Origin of the sequence: Sphingobacterium corticibacter (genome assembly GCF_003076635.1) — a bacterium.
Classification (GTDB): domain Bacteria; phylum Bacteroidota; class Bacteroidia; order Sphingobacteriales; family Sphingobacteriaceae; genus Sphingobacterium; species Sphingobacterium corticibacter.
The window spans coordinates 310,188-337,117 of record NZ_QDKG01000002.1 but is presented as its reverse complement, the minus strand read 5'-3'; the positions used below and the strand labels follow the sequence as shown (position 1 = coordinate 337,117).

Sequence of the window (26,930 nt, the reverse complement as noted above, 5' to 3'; positions counted from 1 at the left end):
TACGGCGTATGTCCTCAGCCTAAATTGTTAATCATGATGAATAAATGCTACTTTATTCTTGTCATTCTGTTGGCAAGCTTGAGTCCCTATCGGGCATCGATTGCGCAGGCGCAATCGCCAAACAAGCAAATTTCCGGTATCGTTACATCCGAAGTTGGCACTCCTGTAGAAGGTGTAACTGTACGTGTGAAAGGCTCTGACCGCGCGACTTCGACCAATGTGGAAGGCCGATATAGCTTAGAGCTTCCGGCCACGGGCGGAAACACGCTAACCTTTACCAGTACAGGATACGCGGTACAAGAAATTCCTATTGAAAACCGTACGACGATCAATGTCACGCTGAGCACAGATGTGCACGGTATGGACGAGGTCGTTGTGGTAGGTTACGGTAGTATGCGCAAGAAAGATTTGACGGGTGCAGTCACGCAGATTCGCCCTGATAATATCGCTAATGAAAATCCACGTACGGTGCAAGATATCTTGCGCGGTACGCCAGGCGTACGCGTGGGCTTTGATCCTTCTGCCAAAGGTGGAGGTGGTTTGCAGATTCGCGGTCAGCGTTCTGTTTATGATGAAGGCGGCCATAATAGTCCGTTGTTGATTCTGGATGGAATGATTTATTATGGGGAACTATCCGAAATCAATCCTGATGATATTGAGCAGATCGACATTTTAAAAGATGCTTCTGCGGCGGCAGTTTATGGTGCTCAAGCAGCTAGTGGAGTTATCATTATTACGACAAAAAAAGGTAAACCCGGCAAACCAATCGTCAACTTACGGACAAACGTCGGGGCTTCTACCTTGAGTACCTTTCGTGAGCCATTTGATGAAGCAGGTTATCTCAGACATAGAGAAGATTGGTTTACCAAAAATACCTACGGTGTAAACCCAAGCACAGGAGCATATGAAGCCTATCAAACGGGGCTTTTTGCACAGCAACCGGGATTTTTTGTGCGTCCAGATCGATTACCAGCAGGCGTATCCGCCGATACGTGGCGCGCTTACACATCGAACGTAGATGGAGAGTCTGATATGGCGATCTGGGGAAGGCGATTGGGTTTCACCGGCAATGCCTTGCAAAACTTTTTGGATGGCAATTTTACAGATTGGTCTAAACATGTGTTCCGTACGGGATTGGATCAAGATTATAATGCTAGTGTGAGTGGTGCTGGAGATCGGGTAAACTATTACCTGTCTATGGGTTACATGAAAAATCAAGGTGTTGTCGTATCCGACAATTATCGCGCGGTACGCGCAAACATGAAGATTGACGCGAAGGTCACCAAGTGGTTTGAGTTGGGCGCAAATGTTAACTTTCAAAATAGGTCGGATGGTAATGTAGATATCGATCAGGCACAGGCGCTACGCAACAGTCCATATGGCGATTATGCAGATACGGATGGCAATCCAGTTCAGTTTCCATTAGGTCCCGAATTTAGCCAGCGTGGTTACAATTATGACTTTGTCAAACAGTTTCTGGAGCTAGAAAAAGGTTTCACGACGTTGAATTCCATTTTGCAGGCACGTGTGAAATTGCCGTTCAACATTAACTACTCTTTCAACGCCTCACCGCGCTTTCAGTTTTTTCATGATCGTTATTTTATGTCGGCCGCTTTGCCGGGCTCGGATCCCAAATCTCGCGGTGTGAACCGCTCGCAAGCGCAGCGGTTCGACTGGTCGATCAACAATGTGGTGAGCTGGGAGAAAGAGTTTAATGACAAGCACCGCATCAACGCGACCTTTGTGTATGAAGCGGAAGAACGTCAGTTCTGGGAAGATATGATCAATGCTCGAAACATCTTGCCATCAGACGCTTTGGGTTTTCACAATACCAGAAATGGGATGAAAGAAGACAGCTCGTACTCCAGTTTTGATACGCGCCAAACGGCAGATGGTATGTTAGGACGTTTGTTTTACTCCTACGATGACCGTTACCAGCTTACCACTTCACTTCGTCGTGATGGTTATTCGGGTTTTGGTACATCCAACCCACATGCTATTTTTCCATCTGCTGCGGTAGCATGGAATTTTACCAACGAAAGCTTTTTTAATCCACAAGGCCTGATCAGCAATGGTAAACTTCGTTTATCGTACGGAGAGAATGGTAATAGATCGTTGGCAGATCCCAATTTGGCATTAGCCAATCTGTATGAAGGCGCAGGTAAGATGCAGGGGTACATTAATAGTGCGGGCGAATTAGCGTTGTACCGGTATTTGATGGCTGACCGATTGGCTAACCCATTCTTACAATGGGAAAAAACCGCGTCCTATAATGTGGGCTTGGAATTCTCCCTGTTCAATAATCGGATCTCGACTACGATGGAGTACTACTCCATGAGTACCAAAGATATGATTATGCAACAGCGCTTACCATCATTCACGGGATTTGAGCGCATCGCGACCAACTTGGGTCAGGTAGACAACAGAGGTTTCGAATTGACCTTAAATACCCTCAACATCCAACGCGAAAATTTCCAATGGAGCACCAATTTTGGTATGTCGTATAATAAGAATCGCATCAAGCATTTATACTACCAATACGAAGACGTTATTGCGCCAGACGGCAGTATTTTGAGTCGTAGAGAAGTAGATGATATCCCGAATGGATGGTTTATTGATCAACCGATTGATGCCATTTGGAACTATCGTGTTACTGGAATCTGGCAAGCCAATGAAGTAGAAGAAGCAGCGCGTTACGGACAACTACCGGGCGATCCTAAAGTGGCTAATAATTATACAGAAGACGACGTCATCAATGCAGATGGCACGAGCAAACCAGTCTATAATGATCAAGATAAAGAATTCTTGGGGCGTCGCGTAGCGCCATTTCAATGGTCATTACGTAGTGACTTCACGTTATGGAAAGATTTGACTTTCTCTTTCAATTTGTATGCGTATACCGGACACAAAAGTTTGAATGGGAACTACCTGAATAACGATGATAATGGTGGTCATATGGCGTATGGTTTATCTAACCGAGAATGGAAAGAGTATTGGACACCAGATAATCCAACCAATGAATTTGGTCGTATCGAAGCGGGTGGTCCGGTGGGTGCTGGCGGTGTTAATAAACTGTACAATCGCTCTTTCGTGCGGTTGGAGAACATCACTGTGGGCTACACATTGCCAAGACATTGGACTTCAAACTTAGATCTAAACAGCATCAAATTATTTGGCGCTGTGCGCAATGTCGCGACTTGGTCACCAGGTTGGCCGTATGGCGATCCAGAGACCGGTGGTTGGGCGCCGCGCTTATATACGTTTGGCTTAAACCTTGTTTTTTAAATTTTAAAGTACTTAACCATGAAAAATATTCAACAACGATCTAGCCGCCTATCGTACAGCATAGCCGCGATATTGAGTGGGATCATGTTAATTAGCAGTTGTTCCAAAGATTTTTTGAAACCAAATCCCTTATCGATCTATGAGCCCGCAGCGACTTTTTCTACGGAATCAGGATTGATGTCTGCCATGGCAATCTGTGATCGTCACCTTAAACTATATTGGGCTACAGAGCACAATGAGATGCTCACGTTGGGCACAGAGTATATCTTCTCAGAACTAATGGTTGCTGGCGCTACGGATAAACGAAATATGCTATGTGATGTGGCTAATATGCTAACGCCAACTAGCGAAACGGGGTTGCAGAACTTGGACAGAACCAACAGTATTTGGTATATGTGGCAAGAAACGTACAAAGGAATCTCCTATGCCAATACCATTATCCAATTTGTTGATCGAGTAGAGGGTTTAGACGAAAATATTAAAAATGCTTACAAAGGCAGAGCCTATTTTCATCGCGCCTTTCGCTACATGGCCTTAGTATTCCAATTTGGCGATATTCCATTGGTAAGCAAGTTGTTGGAAGTGCCAAAACAGAACTACCGCAGTACGGAGCGCGATGCCATTTTGCAGATGTTGATACAAGATATGGAATTTGCGGTCGAATGGGTGCCTACGCAGCAGGAAACTAATCTGATTGGTTTAGTGAATAAAGGCGCTTGCCGCATGCTGTTGACAAAGCTTTATTTGGCGATGGGCGAATACCAGAAAGCGAAAGACCAAACCGATATTCTTATTAATCAATCGGGATATTCCTTGATGACCAATACGTTTGGCACCTTCAATCCGGGTGGTGAAGCGCGCACTTGGCCGATCACCAGAAATGTGATCTGGGATATGCACCGTGCGGAAAATAAACTGATCGCAGCCAATAAGGAAGTCATTATGGGAATGCCAAATCGGGGTTCTGATGCGGAATCCTTCTCACAAATGCTAACGATGCGGATCTTATATCCGTTTGTGTTCGACAATCGGGTGCAAGCGCCTGATGGTCGCCAAGCCATGCTGAATGTTCGTCGTAATAGCGGCGACTACAATCCGCTGTACGACTATATGCGCTCATTCGGAAGAGGCATATCAACATTTCGTCCTACTTATTTTCAAACACATGCGGTATGGAATGTGAATGGACAAGTCGACGCGACAGATCTTCGCCATAGCTCCAGCACAGGAAACTGGATACGGATGGAGGATTATAAAGTAAACAATAAAGCTTCTGCGCAGTTTGGCCAAAATCTAACCCTATTTCATCCTACAACAGGTGCATTATTATGTAGCGATACCATTCGTCGTTGGTTTGATGTTCCTCACTACAAGTTCTTTTTGAATGACCCGGTGAATGAGGCCAACATTGTTGGTTCTGATGGTTTGCGTGGCGCGACGAACGGCGGAATTGCCGATTGGTATTTGTATCGCTTGGCAGAAGCCTATTTACTACGCGCCGAAGCTAAATATTATCTTAACCCGAACGATGGGACAATTAAAGATGATTTGAACATCATTCGCCAGAGAGCACAGTGTACACAATTGTACCAAGGAGCTGTTACCATCGGCGATATTATGAATGAGCGTGCGCGCGAATTGTATTGGGAAGAGTGGCGCAATGTGGAATTGAAACGCGTGTCACTTTGTCTGGCTCGTAGCGGCCAGCCCGACGAATGGGGGAATACCTATAGCTTGGCCAATTTCGACAAACAGTCAGGCACGGATGATGCTGGAGGCAGTTATTGGTATCAGCGCATCAATCATTATAGTATGTACAACAAAGGGCCAATTCAGATCAATGCCACCGGAAATAGTAATCCGAATTACACGATGGATAAGAAAAATATGTATTGGCCAATACCCTATGCTGCTATTACAGCGAATACAAAAGGCGTCCTGAGTCAAAATTTCGGTTACGACGGGTATGATGCTGGCGTTGCCAAATGGAGTACTTGGCAGGAGGCGGTAGCCGACGAAGATAGAACGGAGTAATCCGCGTATTTCGTAGCAAAGAAAGATCGTGCGAATCTCGTCGCTCGATGACTTGTCATTCTACTGGTGATAAAGAGCATCAGTAGAATGACATTTTTATTGCGTGACATTTTATGCTTATACTTAAACTTTTTGCTTCAATTGAGTTGTTTTTTGTAATTAAAAGCTAACTTTGCACGCGAAATCGAATAATTGAAGTAAAAGGGCGATTTATGCGGAACATTTTTATCACCATTGCTACAGCATTTATTTTTTGTGCTAAGACGACGATAGGTCAGGTGCAAACTGACACCCTTATTAATTTCAGCGACACCACCGAGGTCGACAAGCCGCGCTTTCAGCAACAACCTGGATTGGCGTTGGCGGCATCCAAAATCTTTTTCTCAGAGAAGCGCTGGTCGATCGGAGGTTTTGGCGAATTCAATTATGTACCATTTCAACAAAATGTGAACACCGATTTGGGTGATCTAGAACTGTATTATTCTGGTCTGTATCGGTACTCGACTTTTTTTGGTTATCGCCTCACCGACAAGCTTATTTGGAACTCGGAGTTTCAAATTGAGTTTATGCATGATCGCGATGGCAATACACATCAGGAAATTTTAGTAGAAGCTTTTGTAGACTATCTTTATGCCGATTATCTGAAAGCGCGACTAGGATTTTATCCATTGACGATCGGATATGTCAATAATAATGATGAGCCAGTAATGTTCTACTCCGTCAATCGGTCGGATGTCGAAAGATTGATTACACCCTCCACATGGATCGAGTTTGGCGCCATGTTTTATGGCAATATTTCCAAAGACTGGAGTTATGCTTTGGGATTTTCTCAAGGCCTAAATAGCGAAGAGTTTGTCGGCGCAAGTTGGATCAGGCAAGGCCGTGAAATTCGTTTGGGCGTACCTCGTTCTCTTGCGATCAATCCACAAATCAATTACCATGGGCTGCCGGGAGCTACATTGTCTGTATCGGGGTATTATGGCAATTCAGGGCAGGGGAATGCTGTTCGAATGAACGATCGGGAGGAAGATATAAAAGGCAGAATTAACCTAACAACGGCTTACGGTACATACCATTGGCGCACTTTTCGATTTGTTGCATTGGGCACTTACGGTACATTGAGTGATACCGAAAAAATATATCAGCAGACCGCTGAACACGCAGATAATGGCGGTCAGGTCCTAGGGAGCAACACATATGGTTATCTCTTCGAATTAGGCAGCGATATTTTGCCATATCTGCGTCGGGGGCCTGCAAGCCAACGGCAGCATCGATCCTCCTTCTTATTCGATTCGCATGAGATGAAACTAAGCTTGTTTGGAAGATATGAACGCCTCAATACGCATCAGCAGGTAAATCCGTTGTTGCAAAGCATTCCGCGGGTAGAAAGCAATTTGAGCATTACTACGTTGGGCGTTAATTTCAACACGAAAGAAAACATTGTGCTGAAAGCTAATTACCAGTATCGACGTAATAAGTCGCCATTGGATCCAAATCCGGTCTCCAACATGGTAGAGACCGGCATCGGATTTATTTTTTAACCAACTTATACGCGACTACGCTATTGTTGTTGAAGGTTGGTATATATAATGTCTTCGTTTTTGCATCAAAACCCAAGTCGGCAGTGTTCATTTTACCGCGTACATCAAGCAGTTTTTCTACAGTGCCATTGGCTTTGATGTAATAAATTAATCCAGGCCAGCAAGTGACCAAGAAATCGCCATTGCCGACCGGCTCCAAGCCATCACCACCTTCTTCCAAATCTTTAGTAATGACGGTTTTGTTTTTGGCTTGATCCACTTTCCACAATTCCTTACCAGCTAACACATATAGCGCCTCTCCGATTACGCGGACACCATTTGCATTATTGGCTTCTTCCAAATACACAGACGCTTGATCGTTCTCGATCAGATACACTTTATGCTCGCGTGTGTCGGATACAAACACACGTCCCATGGCATCTGCGGTCACGTCATTTAAGAATGTCGCACCTGCTACAGGGATTTTTTTTAGCACTTTTCCATTCGCCATATCCACGACAACCACATCCGTAATATCGGCAATATATAGGCGATTGCCGTGCATAGCCATTCCTTTTGGCGCGTGCAGTCCTGACACCCAAGTAGCATCTTTCATTTTACCGTCAGCATGCAATACGGCAACACCACCTTTGCCATCTTTTTCACTGCCCCCACCATCAATCAACGAAACCAAAAGGGTGGATTGAGCAGGATGTGGCAATACCGATTCTGGAACAGGTAATTGCTCAGTAGATTCCCACAATTTTTCTAGTTGGTGCTGTGCCTGAACTGAATAGGTCAGCGCAGAAAGAGCGAGTAGTGCCAATGTCTTTTTCATGGTAGTGTGTTTTGTGAATGTCCTAATTTATCAAATTTAGCGAAGAATGTCAAAGGTTTAACGGGCTTTCTGTATCTTTGCCTTTGTGAAAGATAATGTAAAATTGGTGGATATCAGAAGTTTGAGTGTTGATCAGCTAAAGGTCAAGCTTACGGAGATGGGGGAGCAGGCGTTTCGCGCAAAGCAGATATATGAGTGGCTATGGCAAAAATCATGTACCTCTTTTGATGAGATGAGCAACCTGAGTAAGGCGCTGCGCGAAAACCTTAAAACCAATTTTACGATCAATGCAGCACAAGTGCGTCAATCGCAGATCAGTAACGATAAAACCATCAAAAGCACGTTTACACTTTATGATGGTAATGTGATTGAAGGCGTACTGATTCCAGCTGATTCACGGATGACGGCTTGCGTGAGTTCGCAAGTTGGCTGTAGCCTCACCTGCAAATTCTGCGCAACTGGCTATATGGATCGCAAACGTAATCTCAATGCCGACGAGATCTACGATCAAGTGGTCTTGATTGCCAAACAGGCAGAAGATCATTATCAGCAACCGTTGTCAAACATCGTATATATGGGTATGGGCGAGCCGCTGCTTAACTATGCCAATATGATGAAATCTATTGAGCGCATTACGTCGCCAACGGGCCTGAATATGGCCGCCAAACGGATTACAGTAAGTACGGCGGGTATCGCTAAGATGATCAAAAAACTCGGAGATGATGAAGTTCGTTTCAACCTGGCGCTTTCCTTGCATGCTGCCAATGATGAAAAACGCAACGAAATCATGCCGATCAATGAGCAGAACACGTTGAAAGCCTTGGCTGAGGCGCTCAAGTATTACTATGCTAAAACCAAGAATGCGGTCACATTCGAATATATTGTGTTTCATAACTTCAACGATGAGTTGGAAGATGCCAAAGATTTAGCGAAATTCTGTAAACATATCCCTTGTAAGGTCAACATCATTGAGTACAACCCTATCGCTTTGGCTGATTTTGTGAATGCAGAGGCAGATAAGATTGATGTTTTTGCGGATTATCTTCGTAACCAAGGCGTGGTGACCAATGTACGACGCAGTCGTGGTAAAGATATTGACGCAGCCTGTGGTCAATTAGCTATTAAAGATAAAACTGCTGAGGAAGTATAAAACTAAATTTTCTGTGGCAGTATTCATGTATCCTCTATGTACAAATTGGATCGGTATTGGCATGGATTAGTCCATATTCTATTTCCTGAGCGCTGTGCAGGGTGTGATACCGTTTTGATGCATCAGGAGCACATACTCTGCAGTACTTGCTTGTACCATTTACCCCAAACCGACCACCACAAAGATGCCGAAAATGAAACGGCAAAACAGTTGTGGGGCAAAGTCAAATTTCAATATGCCGCGTCTATGTTGACGCTTTCCAAATCATCTCGCGTACAGCGAATGATTCACCATCTAAAATATGGTCAACAGCCTGAAATAGGAATCTATCTCGGCAAGATGTACGGTGAAATACTGCTAGAAAACCCGATTGTAGATGGAGTCGATGTCATTGTGCCAATTCCCATTCACCCCATCAAAAAGAGAAAACGCGGCTACAACCAATCCGAATATTTTGCGCGCGGATTAAGTGAAGTGCTGGCCATACCGATTGATAATTCTTTAATAAAACGCACCTTTAATTCGGTTTCCCAAACGCGTAGATCGCGGATAGATCGTTACGATAATGTGGAAAATGCCTTTGCTTTTGTACCGCAAAAGGAGGGGGTGCAAACCCCGAATCATGTGCTGTTGGTAGATGATGTAATTACCACAGGCGCCACCATTGCCGCCGCAGCGCAACAGCTAATGAATGGTTTGGGCTGCACGGTGTCGATCGTTACCATAGCACGTGCCTAAGCAGCAAAGCGTAATCACGAAAATATAAAAGTAATTTCTTGAAGTAGTTCTGTTATGAACCCCTAAAATCGTTTTCGGTAGAATAGCAGGTAAGAAAATAGTGCCATGCCAATACCAACAGCATCTGCAAAGATATCCCACCAATCTGCCTGCCGTGTACTGGTAAAATAATACTGCGCAAACTCGGTGAAAAAAGCGAATGAACCAGTTCCGAGCAAGACCCAAAATGCGGTAAGATACTTTCGCGCCATACCTTTCGTATTGGCTACTGCTCCATACAAAAATAATGCAGTAAGCAAGAAGAAACTGCCACAATGAGCAATCTTATCAAAACCTTCGTAAAGTGGTATGGGAATATCGTTGCTGGGCGATTTTAACATGAGATACAACATACAGATGCTCCATAGGAATGCCCAGGAATAGCTTAGAATAAATCGCATAGTGGTAAAAGTCGGTTTTATCTGTTAAAGATAAAAATGCTTTAACGATTTTTATAGGTTTACCGCTACATTATATCTACGCGAAGCGTATTTTAAAAAAAATTATTACTCTGATTATAAGATATTTACGTTATTTTTTTAATTTTGCACAGTACTATGTATTGCAAAGTACTGTCTTAAAGATATATCTTTGTATTGTTATGGTAGCTGAAAACACACAAGTACAGATGCGAAAGGGAATACTGGAATACTGTATTCTCTCGATTATTTCTCGGAATGAGATCTATGCATCAGATATAATTGCGGAGTTGAAGAAAGCGGAGTTGCTCATCGTGGAAGGTACATTGTACCCTTTACTGACTAGGCTCAAAAACAATGGACTTTTGAGCTACAACTGGAAAGAATCCACTTCTGGCCCGCCACGCAAATATTATGAGATTACCGAAGAAGGTATGGCTGTGCTCAAAAAGCTGGATGTGACTTGGAAGGAACTGCTATTTGCCGTAGAAATCTCATTGCAAAATCGAACAATTTAAGTGACAACAACAAAATATTAAAACCCTAAAACCATGAATAAGACTATAATCATTAACATAAACAGCATCGTGTTCCATATTGAGGAGGATGCTTACGAAATATTACGATCGTACATGATCGACATCAAGCGACATTTTGGTCGCTCGGAAGATAGCAAAGAAATATTGGAAGATATTGAGAACCGCATTGCGGAGATGTTTTCCGAGCGCATTCATTCTGGCAAGAAAGAAGTGATTGGTATTGATGATGTCAATCAAGTCATTGCCCAAATGGGACGCGTAAGTGATTTTGAAGCAGGTATAATTAGTGACGAGGAAGAATTTTCTACGACTGAAACTGCTGCAGATCCGAGTGCATCATCCGTAGACGCAGATGAGCCTGCGCCGAAAGTGGAACCGTCCTATTTTGCCAAAAAACTGATGAAAGATCCCGATGACAAGATCTTAGGTGGTGTTTGTAGCGGTTTGGGACATTATTTCGGCATTGAGCCGAAGTGGGTTCGTGTTATGTTTTTGACTTTCTTCTTATTTGCAGGATCTGGTGCTATGCTATATGTGGTGTTATGGATTTTTATGCCCAAAGCAGTTAGTCGTGCAGATAAAATGGCCATGCGTGGCGAGGCGCCGAACTTGCAAAATTTCAAAAAATCCTACGAGATGGATGAGCAGTCGGGGCAGCTATCTGGCGCTCGTGAGTACATCGGTCGTGGTGCTCGTTCTGTCGAGTCATTTATCGGTTCGTTTTTCCGGATTATTGGTCGTTTTTTCGGAATAATTCTTCTGATTTCGGTTGGTCTTACCTTGTTAGGATTGTTTATTTTCTTCATTTTCTGTGGATTATATCTCATCGGTTTCAAGACTGATATGCACTTCCCTCCACTCGAATTGCTCGACCCTTCAGATGCCTATGTAGCATTGCTCGCTGGTTTTCTAGCCAACTTTATTCCGTTCATGGCATTGTTTTATCTTTTGCTTCGCATATTATTTAAAGCTCCAAAGATGAACAATTATGCGTCGCTTACCTTACTAACTGTCTGGGGTTTGTCGATCATTGCAATCATCTATTTCTGTGTGGCAACTGCCCAAAACTTCCGGGAGACAAGCACGATCAAAGTGGAGAAACCTTTGCGATCGGCTCCAAACTATATATTCTCCGAGAAAGATGTGCGTGTGATCGATGCTTCAAGTGAGGATTTTGACAACGGTCGATTAAAAGCGATTGAAGATGGATTTAGCCTTCGCGATGATTTAAGTATTCGCATTGAATCGTTGGATTCATTAGAAAAACCCTTTATACAATACAACTATACCGCAAAAGGTCGCACTTTTAAGCAAGCTTCGGATAATGCATCTGATATCGCTTATCAGATGAAACAAGATGGATCTAATCTTGTGTTTGACAGCCACTTCTTGTTTAGCTCAAAAAAGAAATTGTATCGTGATCAGCGTATCGATGTGAGTGTGTTCTTGCCAATCGGCACGAAAGTGACCATTATGAATAATATGGATCACCGTGTGAGAAATAGCGTATGGATACACGATTGTTATCCAAACATCAACCATAAATCTACCGAGTGGATCATGACGAAAAATGGGTTGAAATGTGCTACCGCCGATCCAGATAAGGATGAAGATGAAAAAAATGCGGAAGAAGATGTAACATCGGAGTCCTAGTTGGCGTCTAACACTTAGAAAAAAAACTTATTTCATACTACCAACCAATGATTAGAATACTATTTATAGTTGCCTGGACGACTATTGCCCTAACGAATCTAGCTTTTGCCCAGCAGGCAACCGTGCATATTCAGGGTTCAGTACACAATGAACAGAAAGAACCACTAGAAGGAGCAACGGTTTATTTGATGACCAGCAGCTCGAAGGTTTTGTTGAAATCCGCACTAACGGATGCAAAAGGACATTATACCCTCAGCTACGTGCCTAATGGAAATTATTACTTAGAAGTTGGCTCTATTGGCTATGCTTCTTCACAATCTGCACCTTTTGAATTTGCAGGAAAGACGTTAGAAATGCCCGCTTTTGTACTAACGACACAAAGCCAAACGATCGAAGCTGTAGCAGTTACCGGACAGCAACCTTTGATTAGAAGTAGCAATGGCAAACTCGTGATGGATGTCGAAAACTCCACGTTGGCTGCTGGAAACAATGCATTAGAAGTATTGCAACGTGCACCAGGAGTGACCATCGATAAAGATGAAAACATTCTGTTAATGGGTCGAGAAGGTATTAATGTAACGATTGATGGCCGCCAAACATTTATGACGGGTGAGCAACTGGCCTCGTTTCTGAAATCGATGGACGGCGGACAGATCAAGAATATTGAAGTAGCTACTACGCGCAGCGCCAAAGACGATGCGGAAGGTTCATCCGGTAGTATCAACATCGTGTTGAAAAAGAATAAAATCGAAGGTTTTAATGGTACGTTGATCGGAAGTTTAGCGCAAGGGAATTATGCACGCGGTAATACCTCGGCAAGTTTGAACTACAAGAAAAATAATACTACACTGTTCGGTACGTACTCTTATATGCAGAATAAGCGAAAGTTTGATTTGGATATTTATCGCGTGGTTGGTGAGGAGGAACCTACGGCCTTCGATCAGACATCCGATTTGTTTCAGACGGATAAGACACATACCTACCGATTTGGAATCGAGCAAAAAACCTCTGAAAGAAACACCTTTCTCGCGCAATTTTCTGCCAATAATTCCTTTGAGGAAGAGGATAATGTCAGTTTTACCAACATGAGTCGCCCAAGTGGACCAATCGATTCCATGCTAAATTCTAATACCTTTGGGCGCGCTGGTTTCAATCGCTATTCTCTCAACTTAAACAATACCTTTTTGACCGATACTTCTGGCGGTAAGCTTGTTGTGGATGCGGATTTGACGCGTTTTAGAAATACCAATACCATTAACTATGAGTATTTGATGCGTGATGCGCAAGGCTCCTTGCTGTATGATCCAGAGTTTGAGCGTAGTGCGATGCCGGTAGATATTAATATCTATGTGGGGCGAATAGATTATAGCAAGCCATTTAAGAATAAGGATAAGTTCGAAACGGGGCTGAAATACAGTAATGTCCGTTCGGACAATAATATGCAGTTTGATCACATTGTCAACGGCGTATGGCAGGAATTTGCCGGTCGTCCCAATCATTTTATTTATACCGAGCAAGTAGCTGCGGCCTACGCGGACTACAGTAGAGAGATCAACAAATGGTCTATCAAAGCAGGGTTGAGAGGGGAGTTGACGCTGTCGAATGGAGAATCGCGCACGATGGAAAGCAATGTGAAACGTCGTTATTTTGACCTATTCCCTTCTGCCAGTATCACACGCACGTTGAATGAGAATAATATCATATCCTTGAGTTACGCCAAGAAGATTTCAAGACCAAATTATAGATATCTTAATCCATTCGAATACTTCATCGATCGATTTACCTTTATGCGCGGCAATCCATTTTTGCAGCCGCAGTACACTCATGGCTTCTCGTTAAACTACACGTGGATGCAGATGTTCAATTTCACCTTAGGTAGCGATATCACGAACGATGCGATTACTGAAAGTATGGGGCAAGATGAAGAAACAAAAAGATCTTGGGTAATTCGCGAGAATTTGGGCCGTCAAGTGAACAGTTATTTGAATATCAATACGCCATATAAAGTGGGTAACTTCTGGAGTATCAATAACAATATGACTTTGGTGCATATGTACTTCAAAGGTCCGATTGCAGGCTCGTTCGTAGATCAAGGTGGATTTATGTTTCAGTTGAACAACATGAACAACTTCAAGATCAATAAATCATTCTCGGCAGAAACATCATTGGCGTACACGTCGCCATTCGTATACAACATCTACAAAATCCACAGTCGCTGGAATCTGGATGTGGGCGTGAATTATACCTTCAAAGATCCACGCAGCACCTTGAAATTGGCAGCGACAGATATCTTTCGTACGAGTCGAAACAACATCAGTACGAACTTTGGTGCATTCCTTACTGATATCCGCCAGTACAATGATAGTCAGACCGTACGTTTAACGTACACATTCCGTTTCGGCAATCTGAAACAGAGTGTTCGTAAGTCTGATAGCGGCAATGAAGAAAGAGATCGCGCACAATAGGCGCAAATAAGTCGTCTACAAAACCAGAAATCCTCCTTTGCAAAAGGGAGGATTTCTGGTTTTTAGGCTTTCGAAAAAGACCTATCTTTGAGTTATGAATATAAAGAGTGTTGTAATTTTTTGTGCTTCCAGTCCCGGTTTTGATGGGGTGTGGATGGAGAGCGCGCGCCAAGTTGGTGCACATTTGGAGCATGCCGAAATCACATTGGTATACGGCGGTGGCAAAGTTGGATTGATGGGCGCTGTCGCAGATGCAGCATTGGATTCCAATGGAACAGCGATCGGTGTGATTCCCGAATTTCTGGACGCGAAAGAAGTAGGTCATCATGGTTTGACAGAATTGATCGTGGTCGAAACGATGCACGAGCGCAAAATGAAAATGAGCACGCTCTGCGAAGGAGTCATCGCTCTGCCGGGTGGATTTGGTACCTTAGAAGAACTTTTTGAGATGATCACTTGGGCGCAGCTCGGACTGCACAGCAAGCCTGTTGGCATCTTGAATGTCAATGGGTTCTATGATCACCTCATTACATTTATCGACCAAATGGTAGTAGCAGGATTGCTCAAACCAGAAAATAGAGATATGTTGCTCGTATCGGATAATATTGCGGATCTCCTAGAGAAAATGAATAACTACGAAGCGCCTAATGTGCCGAAATGGCTGGACAAAGGTGATGTGTAAAGAAAGCCCTTAGTTGCCTATTTCGCGATGCTTTTATGTACTGGCAAGAATAGTTGGATGATATAACCGATCACAATCACGCCGATACAACCAATCAAATTGAGCCACAAGAAGGCAATCACATCTTGTTGCCAAATGTAGATGATCAGGGCTTCGGTAAGCAGAGCGGCAATAAAAACCGCCTTTCCGCCAATTTTCTGGAGGTAAAATGCGACCAAAAAAATACCGAGTATGGTTCCGTAAAAGAGGGAACCAAGAATATTCACCGCTTCCAATAGGTTGCCAACCCGGTTGGCATACAAAGCAATAATCACGGTGAAAATTCCCCAAAACAGCGTCGTGAATCGAGAAATGCGTAAATAGGTTTTATCATCGCCTGTTTTGCGAACGAATCGCTTAATAATATCGATTACCGTGGTAGACGAGAGGGAGTTGATAGCACTTGCTGTCGCTCCCATAGAAGCTAGGAAGATAATCGCAATGAGTAAGCCAACCAGACCTTTCGGAAATACATCGCTAACGAAAGATAAGAATATGTAGTTATTGTCATTGGTATCTGCTGCCGCATCATTTTGCTGTAGCAAATCGATCATTTGTGCGCGAAGCGAATCGGTCGATTGATTGTGTGTAGCCAGCGCTGTAGTAAAGTCTTCTTCCGCCCGCTTATCGTCGGCTTGCATCGCTTTTATTAATCCCTCGACATCTGCAGCCTTGGCGGCTTTTGTTTGCTCGTGTTTTGTGATCAATGATTGGTATTGGGCAGAATAGCTACTATTTTCCAGTTTTTTGGCCTCCGCCTGATTGAAGAAAAGCGGCGGTGTGTTGTACTGATAATAGGCGAATACCAATACGCCAATCAAAAGGATGCAGAACTGCATAGGTATTTTCAAAACGCCATTCATCAACAATCCCATGCGGCTTTCGCGTACGGAAGATCCGGTAAGATAGCGGCCGACTTGACTTTGGTCCGTGCCGAAATAAGATAGCTGCAAAAAGAACCCACCAATCAATCCGGTCCATACCGTATATTGGTTATTCAAATCAAAGCTGAAATCAATCGCGTTGGTTTTGCCGGATTTCCCGGCAATGTGTAGTGCTTCTGAAAAACCTATTTCTTCGGGCAAGAAATGCACTACTAAAACGCCTGCCAATAGCAAACCGCCAAAGATAATGGACATTTGGAGCAACTGCGTATAGGAAACCGCCTTTGTGCCACCATACACCGTATAGGAGATCACCATGATACCGATCCCTAAAGTGGTTGAAGTAAGGTCAATCTCGAAAATAGTGGATAAAATAACGGCAGGAGCAAAGATCGTTATGCCAGTAGAGATACCGCGCTGAATCAGGAAGAGGATCGCGGTAAGCACACGCGTATTCACATCAAAACGCTTTTCTAAGAATTCGTAAGCCGTATATACTTTGAGCCGGTGGAAGATCGGTACAAAGGTGATGCACAATACAATCATGGCCAAAGGAAGGCCGAAATAGAATTGTACGAAGCTCATGCCTGAGGTATACGCCAAGCCTGGAGCGGATAGGAATGTGATGGCACTGGCTTGTGTGGCCATGACCGAAAAACCTACATTGTACCAAGGCAATTCCCGATCGCCCAGCATGTAGCCGTCAATGTTTTGAACATTACGACTTTTGTAGATTCCATACGTTACGATACCCAGCAACGTGAGAATGAGCACTATCCAATCGAGAGCGCTCATTCAAAATATTTTGTAAACCAGTACATCAATGCAATATTGACTACGAGCCACAGCGCAACTAGCCAATAAAATCGTCGCCAGCTACCGATAAAGGAAGGTAGTCCCTTATCTATCACTAGGCTTGTGCGGGATAACAAATTTCACAAAGATGCTTGCGAAAATCAATCCGCCGATTGCTCCTGTCACTAAGCTCAAAGTTGCTCCTGACGATACAAATGCAATGATGGCACCCATGACAGCACCGATTAGGTAAAGAGAATTGTGCAAAGTTGCTTTTTCGTTTTTAGTATTTTCCATATCAATGTTATGCGTTGTATTTATTCTTCTTTTGCCAGTAAATTTACAAATAATCTGTAAGCTCCCGGAACTCCAGCGGGCAATTGCCTAAAAAAGGCCAAGGATGTGTACACAAATTTGCCTTTTCCATACCGAGCGATGATTAGAGCGCCGTCGTGCGCAGTTTCATTTTTATCGTGCATGGATAGCGGTTTGCGGTACGTGGCATCCGTATTTTCAACAAAATATAATCCGCGTTCTTGTATCCAACCCGCAAAATCCGCCTCAGTAATGCTGTTCGGTTTTTGCAAAGAAAGGTCGTTTGGTAAAAGAAATTTTACGTCAGCATCTTCCTCTGTTACCCTTGCGCGAGTTACTTGGAAAGGATAAGGCCCGATATCTTTTCCGGCTACGCCGGAATTTACTTGATATTGCACCAATACCGTTCCGCCCGCTTCCGCATAGCGCAACAATGCCGGTGTATATTCGGTAAGGTTAGCATACACATTGTAAGCACGAATGCCTACGATTAACGCGTCGTATTGGGCCGCGCTCACCGTCGAGATTTCTTGCGGACGAATTACATCGACCACCATACCAACAGCGCGCAATGATTCCGGCACGCGATCGCCTGCTCCAGTTACATACGCTACGCGTTTCACCGGAATCTTCAAATCTATTTTTTCCGCTTTGATGGCCAATTTAGGAAACCAAGCCTGCGATGGAATGTGATTGTATTCGATCAATCGATACTGACGAATCGTATCCTTTCCTATGCTAAAGCTAATGTCTTCAGCCGACGCTTCGGATGCTTTAGCAGGTCCGCCTGCGGCGGCTTTTACTTCAAAAGATTGCGTGATGGATTTGGCTTGGCCAAAACTCAAAACGACTGTAGAAGGAGATATTTGAATGCCCGTTGGTGCGTTTACGGTAATCTGGGCTTGATCACGATCATCATGCCGTGTAAAGGTGACTGCTATTTTCTGCGACTGTTCCTTATCCGTTAATAGGAGGGCACTTTGCACTGCCGAAGCCGTGATCTGTGGCAAGATATGTAGCGGATTGTGGATTTCTCCACGAACTGGATCTACATAACGATGTGAGATCGGCTGATGGATCGTGATGGGAAGACCATCAATCGTAACCACAATCTCCGTCTGTGGGCGATCGCTACTTTCGGCTGCGCCGAAATCAACTTCTTCCACATCAAATTTACCCAACGTATACGGCTTACGTAACCAAAATGGTTGCGTAATGGCTGGCGCTGTGATTTGATATTGATGACGGAAAGTCTTATTATTTTCGAGCGTTTGACGAATCGATTGCGTGCCAATGCGCTCAACGCTGGCGACGATATTTGGATTGCGAACAATGATTTCTTGAGACACCTCCACCGATTCGCCCACGATGCCAACTGGTTTTAAGGTATAATTGTCCACATAAAAGCCAGCACAGGCCAAGATCAGTTCCTCTATCTCTTGCGTTTTTACGGCGCGCCAATGCTTGTCTGCTATATTTTGCAGGCTTTTATGCAACGCAATTAATGCCGGTACGGATTTTTGTGGAGCTTTCATGTCGAAGTTCTTATTCAGCTCGGCAATGTGCTGCGCGATTGATCCAGCGTTCGCTACGCGTGACCAATCTGTCGTGACGCCATCGAATAAGGTTTGCTTTGCTGGATCACCAGCTACATGTTCAAAATACTCAATGCTTTGTCCGCGCGACGATGCCGAGCCAAAACCTTGGCTCTTGTGTTGCGAACGGCTGATTGCCGATACTTCGCCGTAGGAAGCGCCTAGTAACGTATTGAAGTCGCCCGTTTCAATCTTTAATTGATCGTCCGATGTATTATTCTGTCCACCAAAGTTTGCCGTATTCCACAGCAAGCGTTTCGCTTGCCAGACATCCAACTCGTCCAGCTGTTCTGGGAAGCGTTTTGGATCCGCTGCCGCAATAAACGCTTCATGCGCAAGAATGGCAGATGCCTGATGATGGCCGTGGCCACCGCGTGGATCTGGCGGAAACCGGGTGATGATCACATCTGGACGCAACTTGCGGATCAGCCAAACGCTCTCCCGCAGCGTCTCTTCCTTATTCCAAAAAGCAAACGTTTCTTCAAAGGTTTTGGAAAATCCAAAGTCATACGCAGAGCTGAAATATTGATTGCCACCATCGATACGTCGAGCGGCCAGTAATTCTTGTGTGCGGATCAGGCCAAGTTCGATACCCATCTCCGTACCAATGAGATTTTGACCACCATCACCTCTGGTTAAGGATAAATAAGCCGTTTCATATTTCTTCTCGTTGGACAACCAAGCAATCAATTTGGTATTTTCATCATCTGGATGAGCGGCAAAGTAAAGTACAGAACCTAGCACATTGAGCTTCTCTAGTCCAGCTTTGATTTCGGAAGAATTTTTTGGGATAATGGTTTGACCAAAAGAGAAACTATGCGTTATTAACAGTATTAGGAAAGTAAGTGTGCGCAGCATGTATGAATGTACATTAACAATAAAAGGAATCAAATAGTTATTTGATTCCTTTTACCAACAATTAAAAATCCTTTTAAAACCCTTGATACTAAACCTGATACTTCTTTCATCCTAAAACGAAATCGGAGTCAGGCATTAATTTCATTTCTATAAAAGTAGGACATTATATGTTATTAAAACGCAAAAGGCTGTAAAAAACTTTTCCACAAAAACCGCGTTTTCCACAGCTTTTTGTGGAAAACCGTATTATCGGTCTATCGAGCCCATTACACGTTGCATAAAGGCATTGATCGCATCTTTTGGAGCTTGTCCTTCTTTGATCAATTTGTTGACTTCCACAGCACCATACATGTTGGAGATCAATTCGCCAATCACGTCGAGCTCTTCATCTTTCAGCGTCGAAACTTCTGTTAGGGATTCCAATGTTTCGATGGTTTCTAAGACAAAATCTACGTCGTTCTCTGCGATAAAAGTGGTCAGGTGCTTAATTACTGGTAACTTCATTTAATAAATCTACTAAACCATCAATCTTATTCGTTTGTACCTGATTCACCAATTTGCCATTACTAAAGGCAGCAAAAGTCGGTAAATTATCTACGTTCGCTAGTTTTCTAGATTCTGGAAACTTTTCCGCGTCTACGATTACAAAAGCTACGTTTTCATTTTCACCAGATAGCTTTTTGAACTTCGGTTTCATAATGCGGCAATTGCCACACCAAGAGGCCGAGAACTGTACTAATACGGTGTCATTGCTGTTTACAATCTCCTGAAGATTGTCATTATCTAATTCTTGTAACATGCTATTTGCGCTTAATGGTGTACAAAAAAGCTGACTAAAAATGTCACTGTAGCAGAAACGCTTTCTAGTCAGCCCGAAAATTTACTCAAAGACCGAATGGACGGCTTTTGTTATTAGTTGCTCGCTAAGTAAGAAGCTACGCCATCACGTGTTGCGCTCATGGCTTCTTTTCCTTCTTCCCAGTTCGCTGGACATACTTCACCGTGTTTTTGTACGTGTGTGTATGCGTCAATTAGACGGATATATTCTTTTACGTTACGACCTAGTGGCATATCATTTACCGATTCGTGGAATACTTTTCCAGTTTCGTCGATCAAGTAAGTAGCGCGGTAAGTTACAGCCGAACCTTCTACTAAAGTACCGTATTCAGGGTGCTCAACTTCTTTCATTTCCAAGATGCCTAACACGCTTGATAAGTTGCGGTTAGTATCTGCAATGATTGGGTATTCCACACCTTCGATACCGCCGTTGTCTTTTGCTGTATTCAACCAAGCAAAGTGTACTTCATTAGAGTCACAAGATGCACCAATCACGATGGTGTTGCGTTTTTCCAATTCAGCAACTTCCGCTTGAAAAGCATGCAATTCAGTAGGACACACAAAAGTGAAATCTTTTGGATACCAGAATAAAAGGATCTTTTTATTCTCTTGTTGTGCCTTTTCAAAAATATTTAGTGAGATATAATCTCCCATGTAATCGATTGCGTCTACGGTAATGTTAGGGAAGTTTTTGCCTGTAAAGCTCATAGTTAAGATATTTTATTTTTCGTATTAATTTCGATGTACAAAAGTACATATAATACATGCCATTGTCACATCGAAATTATCAATAACTTATAAACTTAATCTATAATTTGTGTGTGTATTTATTGATCAATCCTATGGTTGCCGTTGAGAGAACTAAATATTCGTTTAACTTGATAGTGGACTAATTTTTTCAAATCTTTGTATATACTATTGGCCCCGTAGTTCAACGGATAGAATAGGTGTTTCCTAAACATTAGATAGCAGTTCGATTCTGCTCGGGGCTACAAAATTAATCTATTTTTGAAATATTAAATATTGGCCGACCATCGCCATGCCGATTATAATAACCATGAAAAACATACATCTATTTTTAAAGCTAATCGTTATTATTTGTAGCCCCTTTCTCTTCCTAATCGGATCCTGTAATAAAAAAAATCCTGTGTACATTCCCGAGCCACCCGTGATAGAACCTACCATCTACAACCAATGTGCAAATGATGGCGACATCTATAAATTACTTTTCGATACTTTGGTGATCAATAGCAAGCGTGAGATGTATACCATAGACGCACATGAAATTAAGTATAAGCTAGATAATGCTATGCCGCTTGGTGTATGCGAAAAGACAGCACGACTGTATGGTACAGCGCAGTATAGCCCGCTTTCGGCTATCGTGAAAACAGACGAGAACATTTCCAGGCCTATGAATTGGGATACAAGAGGTTATTTTAGAGATATTATTCTGGAGGAAGATATTGATCGGATTATTTCTTTTCCAGATGGTAAGGAAATAAAATTTCAGCTTTCATTGCTAAATCACAGTGAGGAAGTGATTCAAACATCACCGATTGTACTGATCTATCAAGCGGTTTACCCAAACAAATAGCGGTAACTCGAAATGGTTTAAAATCTCCTTGAACTTCATCACCATAGAAAGTTGCATCTTTTGACTCATGTGCGATGATACCACGCCTCGGCATTTTTGTACATAATCTTTTCCAGATCATCCGTCGAGAAATTATCGGAGACCAATTGCACGTCTTTGTCCGAAAAAGGGACTGTCGCCCGTGTAGATGGCAGGTCTGTGCCGAATAGCAAAGCGTGCGGATTGATTTGGTGGATCCTTTTCATCACCGATATCGGATCGAAATTGATTCGTCCGAAGCCTGTCGCCTTTATTTTTACGCCTTTATCTACCCAAAAATAGAGATCATCCAATCCTTCTTTAGAAAGTCCGAGGTGATCAATAGAGAATTTGGGAATATTTTGCAAAACGGGTTTGAGTTCTTTCAAATCTTTGCTGTCGATGTATAATTCCGTGTGCCAGCCGTATTCCTCATACAGTTTATTAGAAAGCTGCTCGATATGCTCCAGTTTTTCAGAGCCACCCCGTTTTACATTAAAACGAACAGCAACGACATTTGCCTTGTTCAATAGAGCCAATTCTAGCTCAGACATCGTGTGCGGAATATTCGCAACGCCAACAAAACCATCTCCAAGCGTGCTTAAGGTGTCTATGAGATAATCCTGATCGAAAGCCTGAAACGATCCAGAGACAACTGCTCCACCCACAAGCTCATAAGCACTGGTTGCCTGAAGGTAATCTTTGGTAACAAATTCTGGTGGCAGATAACCATTGTTTTCTACTAATGGAAATTGGGGGTTGATGATATGGAAATGGGCATCGAATAGCTTCATGATCGTTTAATTGTACAGCTTTTGTATTCGGATAATAGTATAACGCTTAAATGGGCTTATTGTGATATAAAACACACCTATTTGCGATAATTTTAATAAACCAAAATTAACTCATGTCCAGTAGCCAAGCTGCGGAACTTTTCAACGCCTATTTTCTACGTCCTTTTAACAGGGATTCAATTGCTTTTTCCTCGTGTTCTAATAAGGGTTTTAACTCTTCCTCAGAAAGGGAAGATGTCGCGGGAATAAACAAAACACGCTCATAATTGACAATATTCTTGTATAATATCTTTGCTCTCTCCATATGAAAATCGGACGTTATGATCACCAAGATGTTTGGCTTTTCGCTGTTGATCAGGTCTTTTGTTGCGGTGAAATCCTCGATAGTATTTGATGTTAGAGGCGAATCAAGAAAGGTTTCTTCTGGAACACCTCGAGCTATCAGAAACTGTTTAGCATAATAACTATGTGGCTTCTCTGTTTTATTGAAATGTGCTCCAAACCCACCGGTGCAGATAATTTTGAAACCTGTATTAGATAGGAAGACACGATATGCACAATTTAGCCTATCCTGAGCGATAATGGAGAGATTTCCATCGTCATCATTCGGAGCGCCCAGAATGATAATAATATTTGTCATGTTCGTCGCTTTTATAATATTCGAAATATGATGCTATATGATCTTCTGGTAGCGATTTGTAGTATTCGATTGTCTCAATAAGTCCCTCTTCTAAATTCCTAAATATGTATCCATTACTTATTTCATGATTAAGGTCTTTGACGTTTGCCACGAGTACTGTATCTTCAATTTCGCCGGGTCTCATTGGCTTGTGGATTATTTTTGAACTTGAATTCGTCAATCTGAGAATAGTTTGAGCTAATTCATTCACTGTAACGGCAACTCCGCTGCCAATATCGATCACTTTTTCCCTTGTTGCTATTGGTTTGTTCATAGCTTCAACGGCTAAGTATGCAATATCATCTATATGTATTAAATCTACTGTTTGAAGACCATTTCCCCAAATTTCAATATCTACATCGTGTAATGCATTTAGTATAAAGTTCGGCACAGCTTTTCTTATGGGATGGGTATGTTGACCAGGGCCGTATGCGTTGAACCATCGATGGATACAGCCTTCAATATTGAATTCAGACATGTAAAGCTTAAGGATTCGTTCGGATGATTCTTTTGTAATCGTGTACATATTTTCCCATACATTTGGTTTTGTGACATAAAAGACGCGAGGAAAAAAGTTCAACTTAATAAAAGCTTCTATAAATGTGACCAGTCCGCCAATGTTGGTGTTAACGGCTTTCATGGGAGAGTACGTCAATTCTGTAGTGCCGAGAACACCGGCGATGAGATAAATATGATCTGGCTTTATGCTGTTTAGGCAGCTAATAACCAGTCCTTTGTCGGTGACGTCGCATTTTTCCCATACGACATCGGATGGAAGTTCATACGGTGGTTCGTTTTTGTCGAGCAAATAAACCTTAAAACCTCTACTTAAGCAAGCTCTGTAAATCGCAGATCCTACAAATCCACTTCCGCCTGTAATTGCTATTTTTTTTCATATTGAGATATTTTAAGTAATTATTGCTCAATTTACAAATGATTTATAAACTTTTTATTTCTTTTTCATTAATTTTTTGTTTTAAAATACAAACCCATTGAGAGGTTTTGTTTCGTCAGTATAAAAAGATCAATACAAAAAAGCCGGACATCCCTCAGGATATCCGGCTTTTGCACTATATATAATTAAAATCTAGTTGTTGGCTTACATCATGCCGCCCATGCCACCTGGCATACCTGCAGGAGCACCGCCACCAGCTGCACCAGCTTCTTCTGGCTCATCTGCCAACACACACTCGGTAGTCAACAACATAGAAGCTACAGAAGCTGCATTTTCTAAGGCTACGCGAGATACTTTAGTTGGATCGATAACGCCAGCTGCGATTAAGTTTTCGAATACATCAGTACGCGCATTGTAACCGAAATCTGCTGAACCTTCTTTTACTTTTTGTACGATTACGGCACCTTCGATACCTGCGTTGAAACAGATCTGACGAAGAGGCTCCTCGATTGCACGGCGGATGATATCGATACCAATGTTCTCGTCTTCGTTATCACCTTTCAAGTCTTTCAACGCTTCTGTTGCACGGATGAAAGCAACACCACCACCAGCAACGATACCTTCTTCAACGGCAGCACGAGTAGCATGCAATGCATCGTCTACGCGATCTTTCTTCTCTTTCATCTCTACTTCAGTAGTAGCACCTACGTAAAGAACAGCCACACCGCCAGAAAGCTTCGCTAAACGCTCTTGCAATTTCTCACGATCGTAATCAGAAGTAGTTGTTTCGATTTGTGAACGAATTTGTCCTACGCGTGCTTTGATCTCTTCACCGTTTCCAGATCCGTTGATTACAGTAGTATTATCTTTGTCGATAACCACTTTCTCTGCTTGACCTAGCATATCTAGTTCAGCATTCTCCAATTTGTAACCTCTTTCTTCAGAAATAACGGTACCGCCAGTCAAGATCGCAATATCTTCCAACATCGCTTTACGACGATCACCGAATCCTGGTGCTTTTACAGCAGCCACTTTCAATGAACCACGGATTTTGTTTACCACCAAAGTAGCCAATGCTTCACCATCTAAATCTTCGGCGATGATCAACAATGGTTTACCGGTTTGTACTTGTTTCTCCAAGATTGGCAACAATTCTTTCATGTTGCTGATTTTCTTGTCGTAGATCAAGATGTATGGGTTCTCTAAGTCTGCTTCCATTTTTTCGGAGTTGGTCACGAAATATGGAGACAAATAACCACGGTCAAACTGCATACCTTCTACTGTTTTTACTTCAGTTTCCGTACCTTTTGCTTCTTCTACCGTGATCACGCCATCATTACCTACTTTTTCCATCGCTTGTGCGATCAACGAACCGATCACTTCATCGTTGTTAGCAGAGATAGACGCTACTTGTTTGATTTTGTTATTGTCTTGGCCAACAACCTGAGATTGCGACTGCAAGTTAGTTACTACTGCAGAAACTGCTTTGTCGATACCGCGTTTCAAGTCCATTGGATTTGCACCAGCCGCTACCGACTTGATACCAGGCGCTACGATTGCTTGTGCCAATACGGTAGCAGTAGTCGTTCCGTCACCTGCTTGGTCAGCAGTTTTAGAAGCCACTTCTTTCACCATTTGCGCGCCCATGTTTTCCACGGCGTCTTTCAATTCGATTTCTTTTGCTACTGTTACACCATCTTTAGTGATCGCTGGAGAACCGAATTTTTTCTCGATAATGACGTTACGACCTTTTGGTCCTAACGTTACTTTTACTGCATTTGCTAACGTATCTACCCCTTTTTTCAGAGCTTCACGCGCTTCAACATTATATTTTACCTGTTTTGCCATTTCTTGCTATTACTTAAATCTAATAATCGATTAAAACTTAACTTACAGTACCGCGTAAATGTCTGATTCACGCATGATCAAGTACTCTTTACCTTCGTACGTGATCTCTGTACCTGCATATTTACCATACAACACTTTATCGCCTACTTGTACAGTCAATGGTTCATCTGGTTTACCAGTTCCTACTGCTACCACTGTTCCTTGAGAAGGTTTTTCTTTCGCTGTATCTGGAATATAGATTCCTGATGCTGTTTTCTCTTCTGCTGGAGCCGCCTCAACTACGACTCTGTCGCCGATAGGTTTGATACTTAATGCCATAATTATTCTATTTATTTTATGTTTTATTTACGTTTATACATTCTTCGCATCACCAATTATGCCAAAGCAGGATTTACATATTTAGGAGACATTTTTGCA

23 protein-coding genes and 1 tRNA gene are annotated in these 26,930 nt (G+C 42.7%); 11 read left to right on the top strand and 13 right to left on the bottom strand.

All coding sequences use genetic code 11. From position 1 onward, the window contains the following. The first annotated feature begins 33 nt into the window (after positions 1 to 33). The 3 genes from DC487_RS07440 to DC487_RS07430 all read left to right on the top strand — a co-directional run bounded on the left by DC487_RS07440 (position 34) and on the right by DC487_RS07430 (position 6,860). A complete protein-coding gene (locus tag DC487_RS07440) occupies positions 34 to 3,285 on the top strand; it encodes a SusC/RagA family TonB-linked outer membrane protein (protein ID WP_116775328.1) in 3,252 nt (1,083 codons plus the stop codon). A gap of 18 nt (positions 3,286 to 3,303) precedes the next feature. Continuing rightward, positions 3,304 to 5,319, top strand: coding sequence for a RagB/SusD family nutrient uptake outer membrane protein (locus DC487_RS07435; RefSeq protein ID WP_116775327.1), 2,016 nt, complete (start codon positions 3,304 to 3,306; stop codon positions 5,317 to 5,319). A 212-nt stretch (positions 5,320 to 5,531) separates the two neighbouring features. Continuing rightward, positions 5,532 to 6,860: a hypothetical protein gene (locus DC487_RS07430; protein ID WP_207774336.1), complete on the top strand. Its 1,329-nt coding sequence runs from the start codon at positions 5,532 to 5,534 to the stop codon at positions 6,858 to 6,860. Here DC487_RS07430 and DC487_RS07425 read toward each other — a convergent pair. Next, a complete protein-coding gene (locus tag DC487_RS07425; protein ID WP_116775326.1) occupies positions 6,850 to 7,677 on the bottom strand; it encodes an SMP-30/gluconolactonase/LRE family protein in 828 nt (275 codons plus the stop codon). The two genes, DC487_RS07430 and DC487_RS07425, sit on opposite strands and share 11 nt — an antisense overlap. A gap of 85 nt (positions 7,678 to 7,762) precedes the next feature. Between DC487_RS07425 and rlmN the strand changes: the two genes are divergently transcribed. Both rlmN and DC487_RS07415 read left to right on the top strand, forming a co-directional pair. Next, complete coding sequence (gene rlmN, locus DC487_RS07420; protein WP_116775325.1) at positions 7,763 to 8,827, top strand: 23S rRNA (adenine(2503)-C(2))-methyltransferase RlmN; 1,065 nt, start codon at positions 7,763 to 7,765, stop codon at positions 8,825 to 8,827. Between the two features lie 36 nt (positions 8,828 to 8,863). Continuing rightward, positions 8,864 to 9,565 carry a ComF family protein gene (locus DC487_RS07415; protein WP_116775324.1) on the top strand — a complete coding sequence of 234 codons (702 nt, stop codon included), beginning with the start codon at positions 8,864 to 8,866 and terminating at the stop codon, positions 9,563 to 9,565. A 62-nt stretch (positions 9,566 to 9,627) separates the two neighbouring features. On the opposite strand, the gene DC487_RS07410 is transcribed toward DC487_RS07415, so the two are convergent. Next, on the bottom strand, positions 9,628 to 10,005 hold the full coding sequence (locus DC487_RS07410) for a VanZ family protein (protein WP_116775323.1): 378 nt from the start codon (positions 10,003 to 10,005) through the stop codon (positions 9,628 to 9,630). Between the two features lie 200 nt (positions 10,006 to 10,205). On the opposite strand from DC487_RS07410, the gene DC487_RS07405 reads away from it, so the two are divergent. The 4 genes from DC487_RS07405 to DC487_RS07390 all read left to right on the top strand — a co-directional run bounded on the left by DC487_RS07405 (position 10,206) and on the right by DC487_RS07390 (position 15,362). After that, positions 10,206 to 10,541 (top strand): PadR family transcriptional regulator, encoded by a 336-nt coding sequence (locus DC487_RS07405; protein ID WP_116775322.1) that lies wholly within the window; start codon positions 10,206 to 10,208, stop codon positions 10,539 to 10,541. Between the two features lie 33 nt (positions 10,542 to 10,574). Continuing rightward, on the top strand, positions 10,575 to 12,215 hold the full coding sequence (locus DC487_RS07400) for a PspC domain-containing protein (RefSeq protein WP_116775321.1): 1,641 nt from the start codon (positions 10,575 to 10,577) through the stop codon (positions 12,213 to 12,215). 47 nt (positions 12,216 to 12,262) lie between these two features. Beyond that, positions 12,263 to 14,680: an outer membrane beta-barrel protein gene (locus DC487_RS07395; protein ID WP_116775320.1), complete on the top strand. Its 2,418-nt coding sequence runs from the start codon at positions 12,263 to 12,265 to the stop codon at positions 14,678 to 14,680. 94 nt (positions 14,681 to 14,774) lie between these two features. Then, positions 14,775 to 15,362, top strand: a complete 588-nt coding sequence (locus DC487_RS07390) for an LOG family protein (protein ID WP_207774335.1) — start codon at positions 14,775 to 14,777, stop codon at positions 15,360 to 15,362. A gap of 17 nt (positions 15,363 to 15,379) precedes the next feature. Here the strand turns inward: DC487_RS07390 and DC487_RS07385 are convergent, their stop codons facing one another. The 6 genes from DC487_RS07385 to DC487_RS07360 all read right to left on the bottom strand — a co-directional run bounded on the left by DC487_RS07385 (position 15,380) and on the right by DC487_RS07360 (position 21,393). Continuing rightward, entirely contained in the window at positions 15,380 to 17,080 is a 1,701-nt protein-coding gene (locus DC487_RS07385; protein WP_116775319.1) for a sodium:solute symporter, read from the bottom strand. Positions 17,081 to 17,185: 105 nt separating this feature from the next. Further along, positions 17,186 to 17,377 carry a hypothetical protein gene (locus DC487_RS07380; protein WP_116775318.1) on the bottom strand — a complete coding sequence of 64 codons (192 nt, stop codon included), beginning with the start codon at positions 17,375 to 17,377 and terminating at the stop codon, positions 17,186 to 17,188. Between the two features lie 20 nt (positions 17,378 to 17,397). After that, positions 17,398 to 19,848 carry a PIG-L family deacetylase gene (locus tag DC487_RS07375; RefSeq protein ID WP_116775317.1) on the bottom strand — a complete coding sequence of 817 codons (2,451 nt, stop codon included), beginning with the start codon at positions 19,846 to 19,848 and terminating at the stop codon, positions 17,398 to 17,400. A 246-nt stretch (positions 19,849 to 20,094) separates the two neighbouring features. Next, positions 20,095 to 20,352, bottom strand: a complete 258-nt coding sequence (locus tag DC487_RS07370; protein ID WP_116775316.1) for a DUF6952 family protein — start codon at positions 20,350 to 20,352, stop codon at positions 20,095 to 20,097. Then, positions 20,333 to 20,647, bottom strand: coding sequence for a thioredoxin family protein (locus DC487_RS07365; protein WP_116775315.1), 315 nt, complete (start codon positions 20,645 to 20,647; stop codon positions 20,333 to 20,335). The genes DC487_RS07370 and DC487_RS07365 overlap by 20 nt, the downstream gene beginning before the upstream one ends. 113 nt (positions 20,648 to 20,760) lie before the next feature. After that, positions 20,761 to 21,393 carry a peroxiredoxin gene (locus tag DC487_RS07360; RefSeq protein ID WP_066756431.1) on the bottom strand — a complete coding sequence of 211 codons (633 nt, stop codon included), beginning with the start codon at positions 21,391 to 21,393 and terminating at the stop codon, positions 20,761 to 20,763. 212 nt (positions 21,394 to 21,605) lie between these two features. Between DC487_RS07360 and DC487_RS07355 the strand changes: the two genes are divergently transcribed. Both DC487_RS07355 and DC487_RS07350 read left to right on the top strand, forming a co-directional pair. Beyond that, positions 21,606 to 21,677, top strand: a tRNA-Arg gene (locus DC487_RS07355). Positions 21,678 to 21,832: 155 nt separating this feature from the next. Further along, positions 21,833 to 22,279 (top strand): hypothetical protein, encoded by a 447-nt coding sequence (locus DC487_RS07350; protein ID WP_133228452.1) that lies wholly within the window; start codon positions 21,833 to 21,835, stop codon positions 22,277 to 22,279. Between the two features lie 65 nt (positions 22,280 to 22,344). Here the strand turns inward: DC487_RS07350 and DC487_RS07345 are convergent, their stop codons facing one another. From DC487_RS07345 to DC487_RS07325, 5 genes are all read right to left on the bottom strand, one after another. After that, positions 22,345 to 23,091, bottom strand: coding sequence for an amidohydrolase family protein (locus DC487_RS07345; protein WP_116775313.1), 747 nt, complete (start codon positions 23,089 to 23,091; stop codon positions 22,345 to 22,347). Positions 23,092 to 23,239: 148 nt separating this feature from the next. Further along, the gene (locus DC487_RS07340; RefSeq protein WP_116775312.1) at positions 23,240 to 23,731 is read right to left on the bottom strand and encodes a YdcF family protein; all 492 of its coding nucleotides are present in this window, start codon (positions 23,729 to 23,731) and stop codon (positions 23,240 to 23,242) included. Next, positions 23,694 to 24,650, bottom strand: a complete 957-nt coding sequence (locus DC487_RS07335; protein ID WP_262508156.1) for an NAD-dependent epimerase/dehydratase family protein — start codon at positions 24,648 to 24,650, stop codon at positions 23,694 to 23,696. Before DC487_RS07335 ends, DC487_RS07340 begins: the two co-directional genes overlap by 38 nt. A 219-nt stretch (positions 24,651 to 24,869) precedes the next feature. Continuing rightward, positions 24,870 to 26,513: a chaperonin GroEL gene (gene groL / locus DC487_RS07330; RefSeq protein WP_116775310.1), complete on the bottom strand. Its 1,644-nt coding sequence runs from the start codon at positions 26,511 to 26,513 to the stop codon at positions 24,870 to 24,872. A 42-nt stretch (positions 26,514 to 26,555) separates the two neighbouring features. Next, on the bottom strand, positions 26,556 to 26,831 hold the full coding sequence (locus tag DC487_RS07325) for a co-chaperone GroES (RefSeq protein WP_066756485.1): 276 nt from the start codon (positions 26,829 to 26,831) through the stop codon (positions 26,556 to 26,558). Positions 26,832 to 26,930: the final 99 nt, after the last annotated feature.

Excerpts from the sequence above, each read along its gene's own strand:
- DC487_RS07440 (WP_116775328.1), top strand. The coding sequence starts at position 34 with ATGATGAATAAATGCTACTTTATTCTTGTCATTCTGTTGGCAAGCTTG.
- DC487_RS07435 (WP_116775327.1), top strand. The coding sequence starts at position 3,304 with ATGAAAAATATTCAACAACGATCTAGCCGCCTATCGTACAGCATAGCC.
- DC487_RS07430 (WP_207774336.1), top strand. The coding sequence starts at position 5,532 with ATGCGGAACATTTTTATCACCATTGCTACAGCATTTATTTTTTGTGCT.
- DC487_RS07425 (WP_116775326.1), bottom strand. The coding sequence starts at position 7,677 with ATGAAAAAGACATTGGCACTACTCGCTCTTTCTGCGCTGACCTATTCA.
- DC487_RS07415 (WP_116775324.1), top strand. The coding sequence starts at position 8,864 with ATGTACAAATTGGATCGGTATTGGCATGGATTAGTCCATATTCTATTT.
- DC487_RS07410 (WP_116775323.1), bottom strand. The coding sequence starts at position 10,005 with ATGCGATTTATTCTAAGCTATTCCTGGGCATTCCTATGGAGCATCTGT.
- DC487_RS07405 (WP_116775322.1), top strand. The coding sequence starts at position 10,206 with ATGGTAGCTGAAAACACACAAGTACAGATGCGAAAGGGAATACTGGAA.
- DC487_RS07400 (WP_116775321.1), top strand. The coding sequence starts at position 10,575 with ATGAATAAGACTATAATCATTAACATAAACAGCATCGTGTTCCATATT.
- DC487_RS07395 (WP_116775320.1), top strand. The coding sequence starts at position 12,263 with ATGATTAGAATACTATTTATAGTTGCCTGGACGACTATTGCCCTAACG.
- DC487_RS07390 (WP_207774335.1), top strand. The coding sequence starts at position 14,775 with ATGAATATAAAGAGTGTTGTAATTTTTTGTGCTTCCAGTCCCGGTTTT.
- DC487_RS07385 (WP_116775319.1), bottom strand. The coding sequence starts at position 17,080 with ATGAGCGCTCTCGATTGGATAGTGCTCATTCTCACGTTGCTGGGTATC.
- DC487_RS07380 (WP_116775318.1), bottom strand. The coding sequence starts at position 17,377 with ATGGAAAATACTAAAAACGAAAAAGCAACTTTGCACAATTCTCTTTAC.
- DC487_RS07375 (WP_116775317.1), bottom strand. The coding sequence starts at position 19,848 with ATGCTGCGCACACTTACTTTCCTAATACTGTTAATAACGCATAGTTTC.
- DC487_RS07370 (WP_116775316.1), bottom strand. The coding sequence starts at position 20,352 with ATGAAGTTACCAGTAATTAAGCACCTGACCACTTTTATCGCAGAGAAC.
- DC487_RS07365 (WP_116775315.1), bottom strand. The coding sequence starts at position 20,647 with ATGTTACAAGAATTAGATAATGACAATCTTCAGGAGATTGTAAACAGC.
- DC487_RS07360 (WP_066756431.1), bottom strand. The coding sequence starts at position 21,393 with ATGAGCTTTACAGGCAAAAACTTCCCTAACATTACCGTAGACGCAATC.
- DC487_RS07345 (WP_116775313.1), bottom strand. The coding sequence starts at position 23,091 with ATGAAGCTATTCGATGCCCATTTCCATATCATCAACCCCCAATTTCCA.
- DC487_RS07340 (WP_116775312.1), bottom strand. The coding sequence starts at position 23,731 with ATGACAAATATTATTATCATTCTGGGCGCTCCGAATGATGACGATGGA.
- groL (WP_116775310.1), bottom strand. The coding sequence starts at position 26,513 with ATGGCAAAACAGGTAAAATATAATGTTGAAGCGCGTGAAGCTCTGAAA.
- DC487_RS07325 (WP_066756485.1), bottom strand. The coding sequence starts at position 26,831 with ATGGCATTAAGTATCAAACCTATCGGCGACAGAGTCGTAGTTGAGGCG.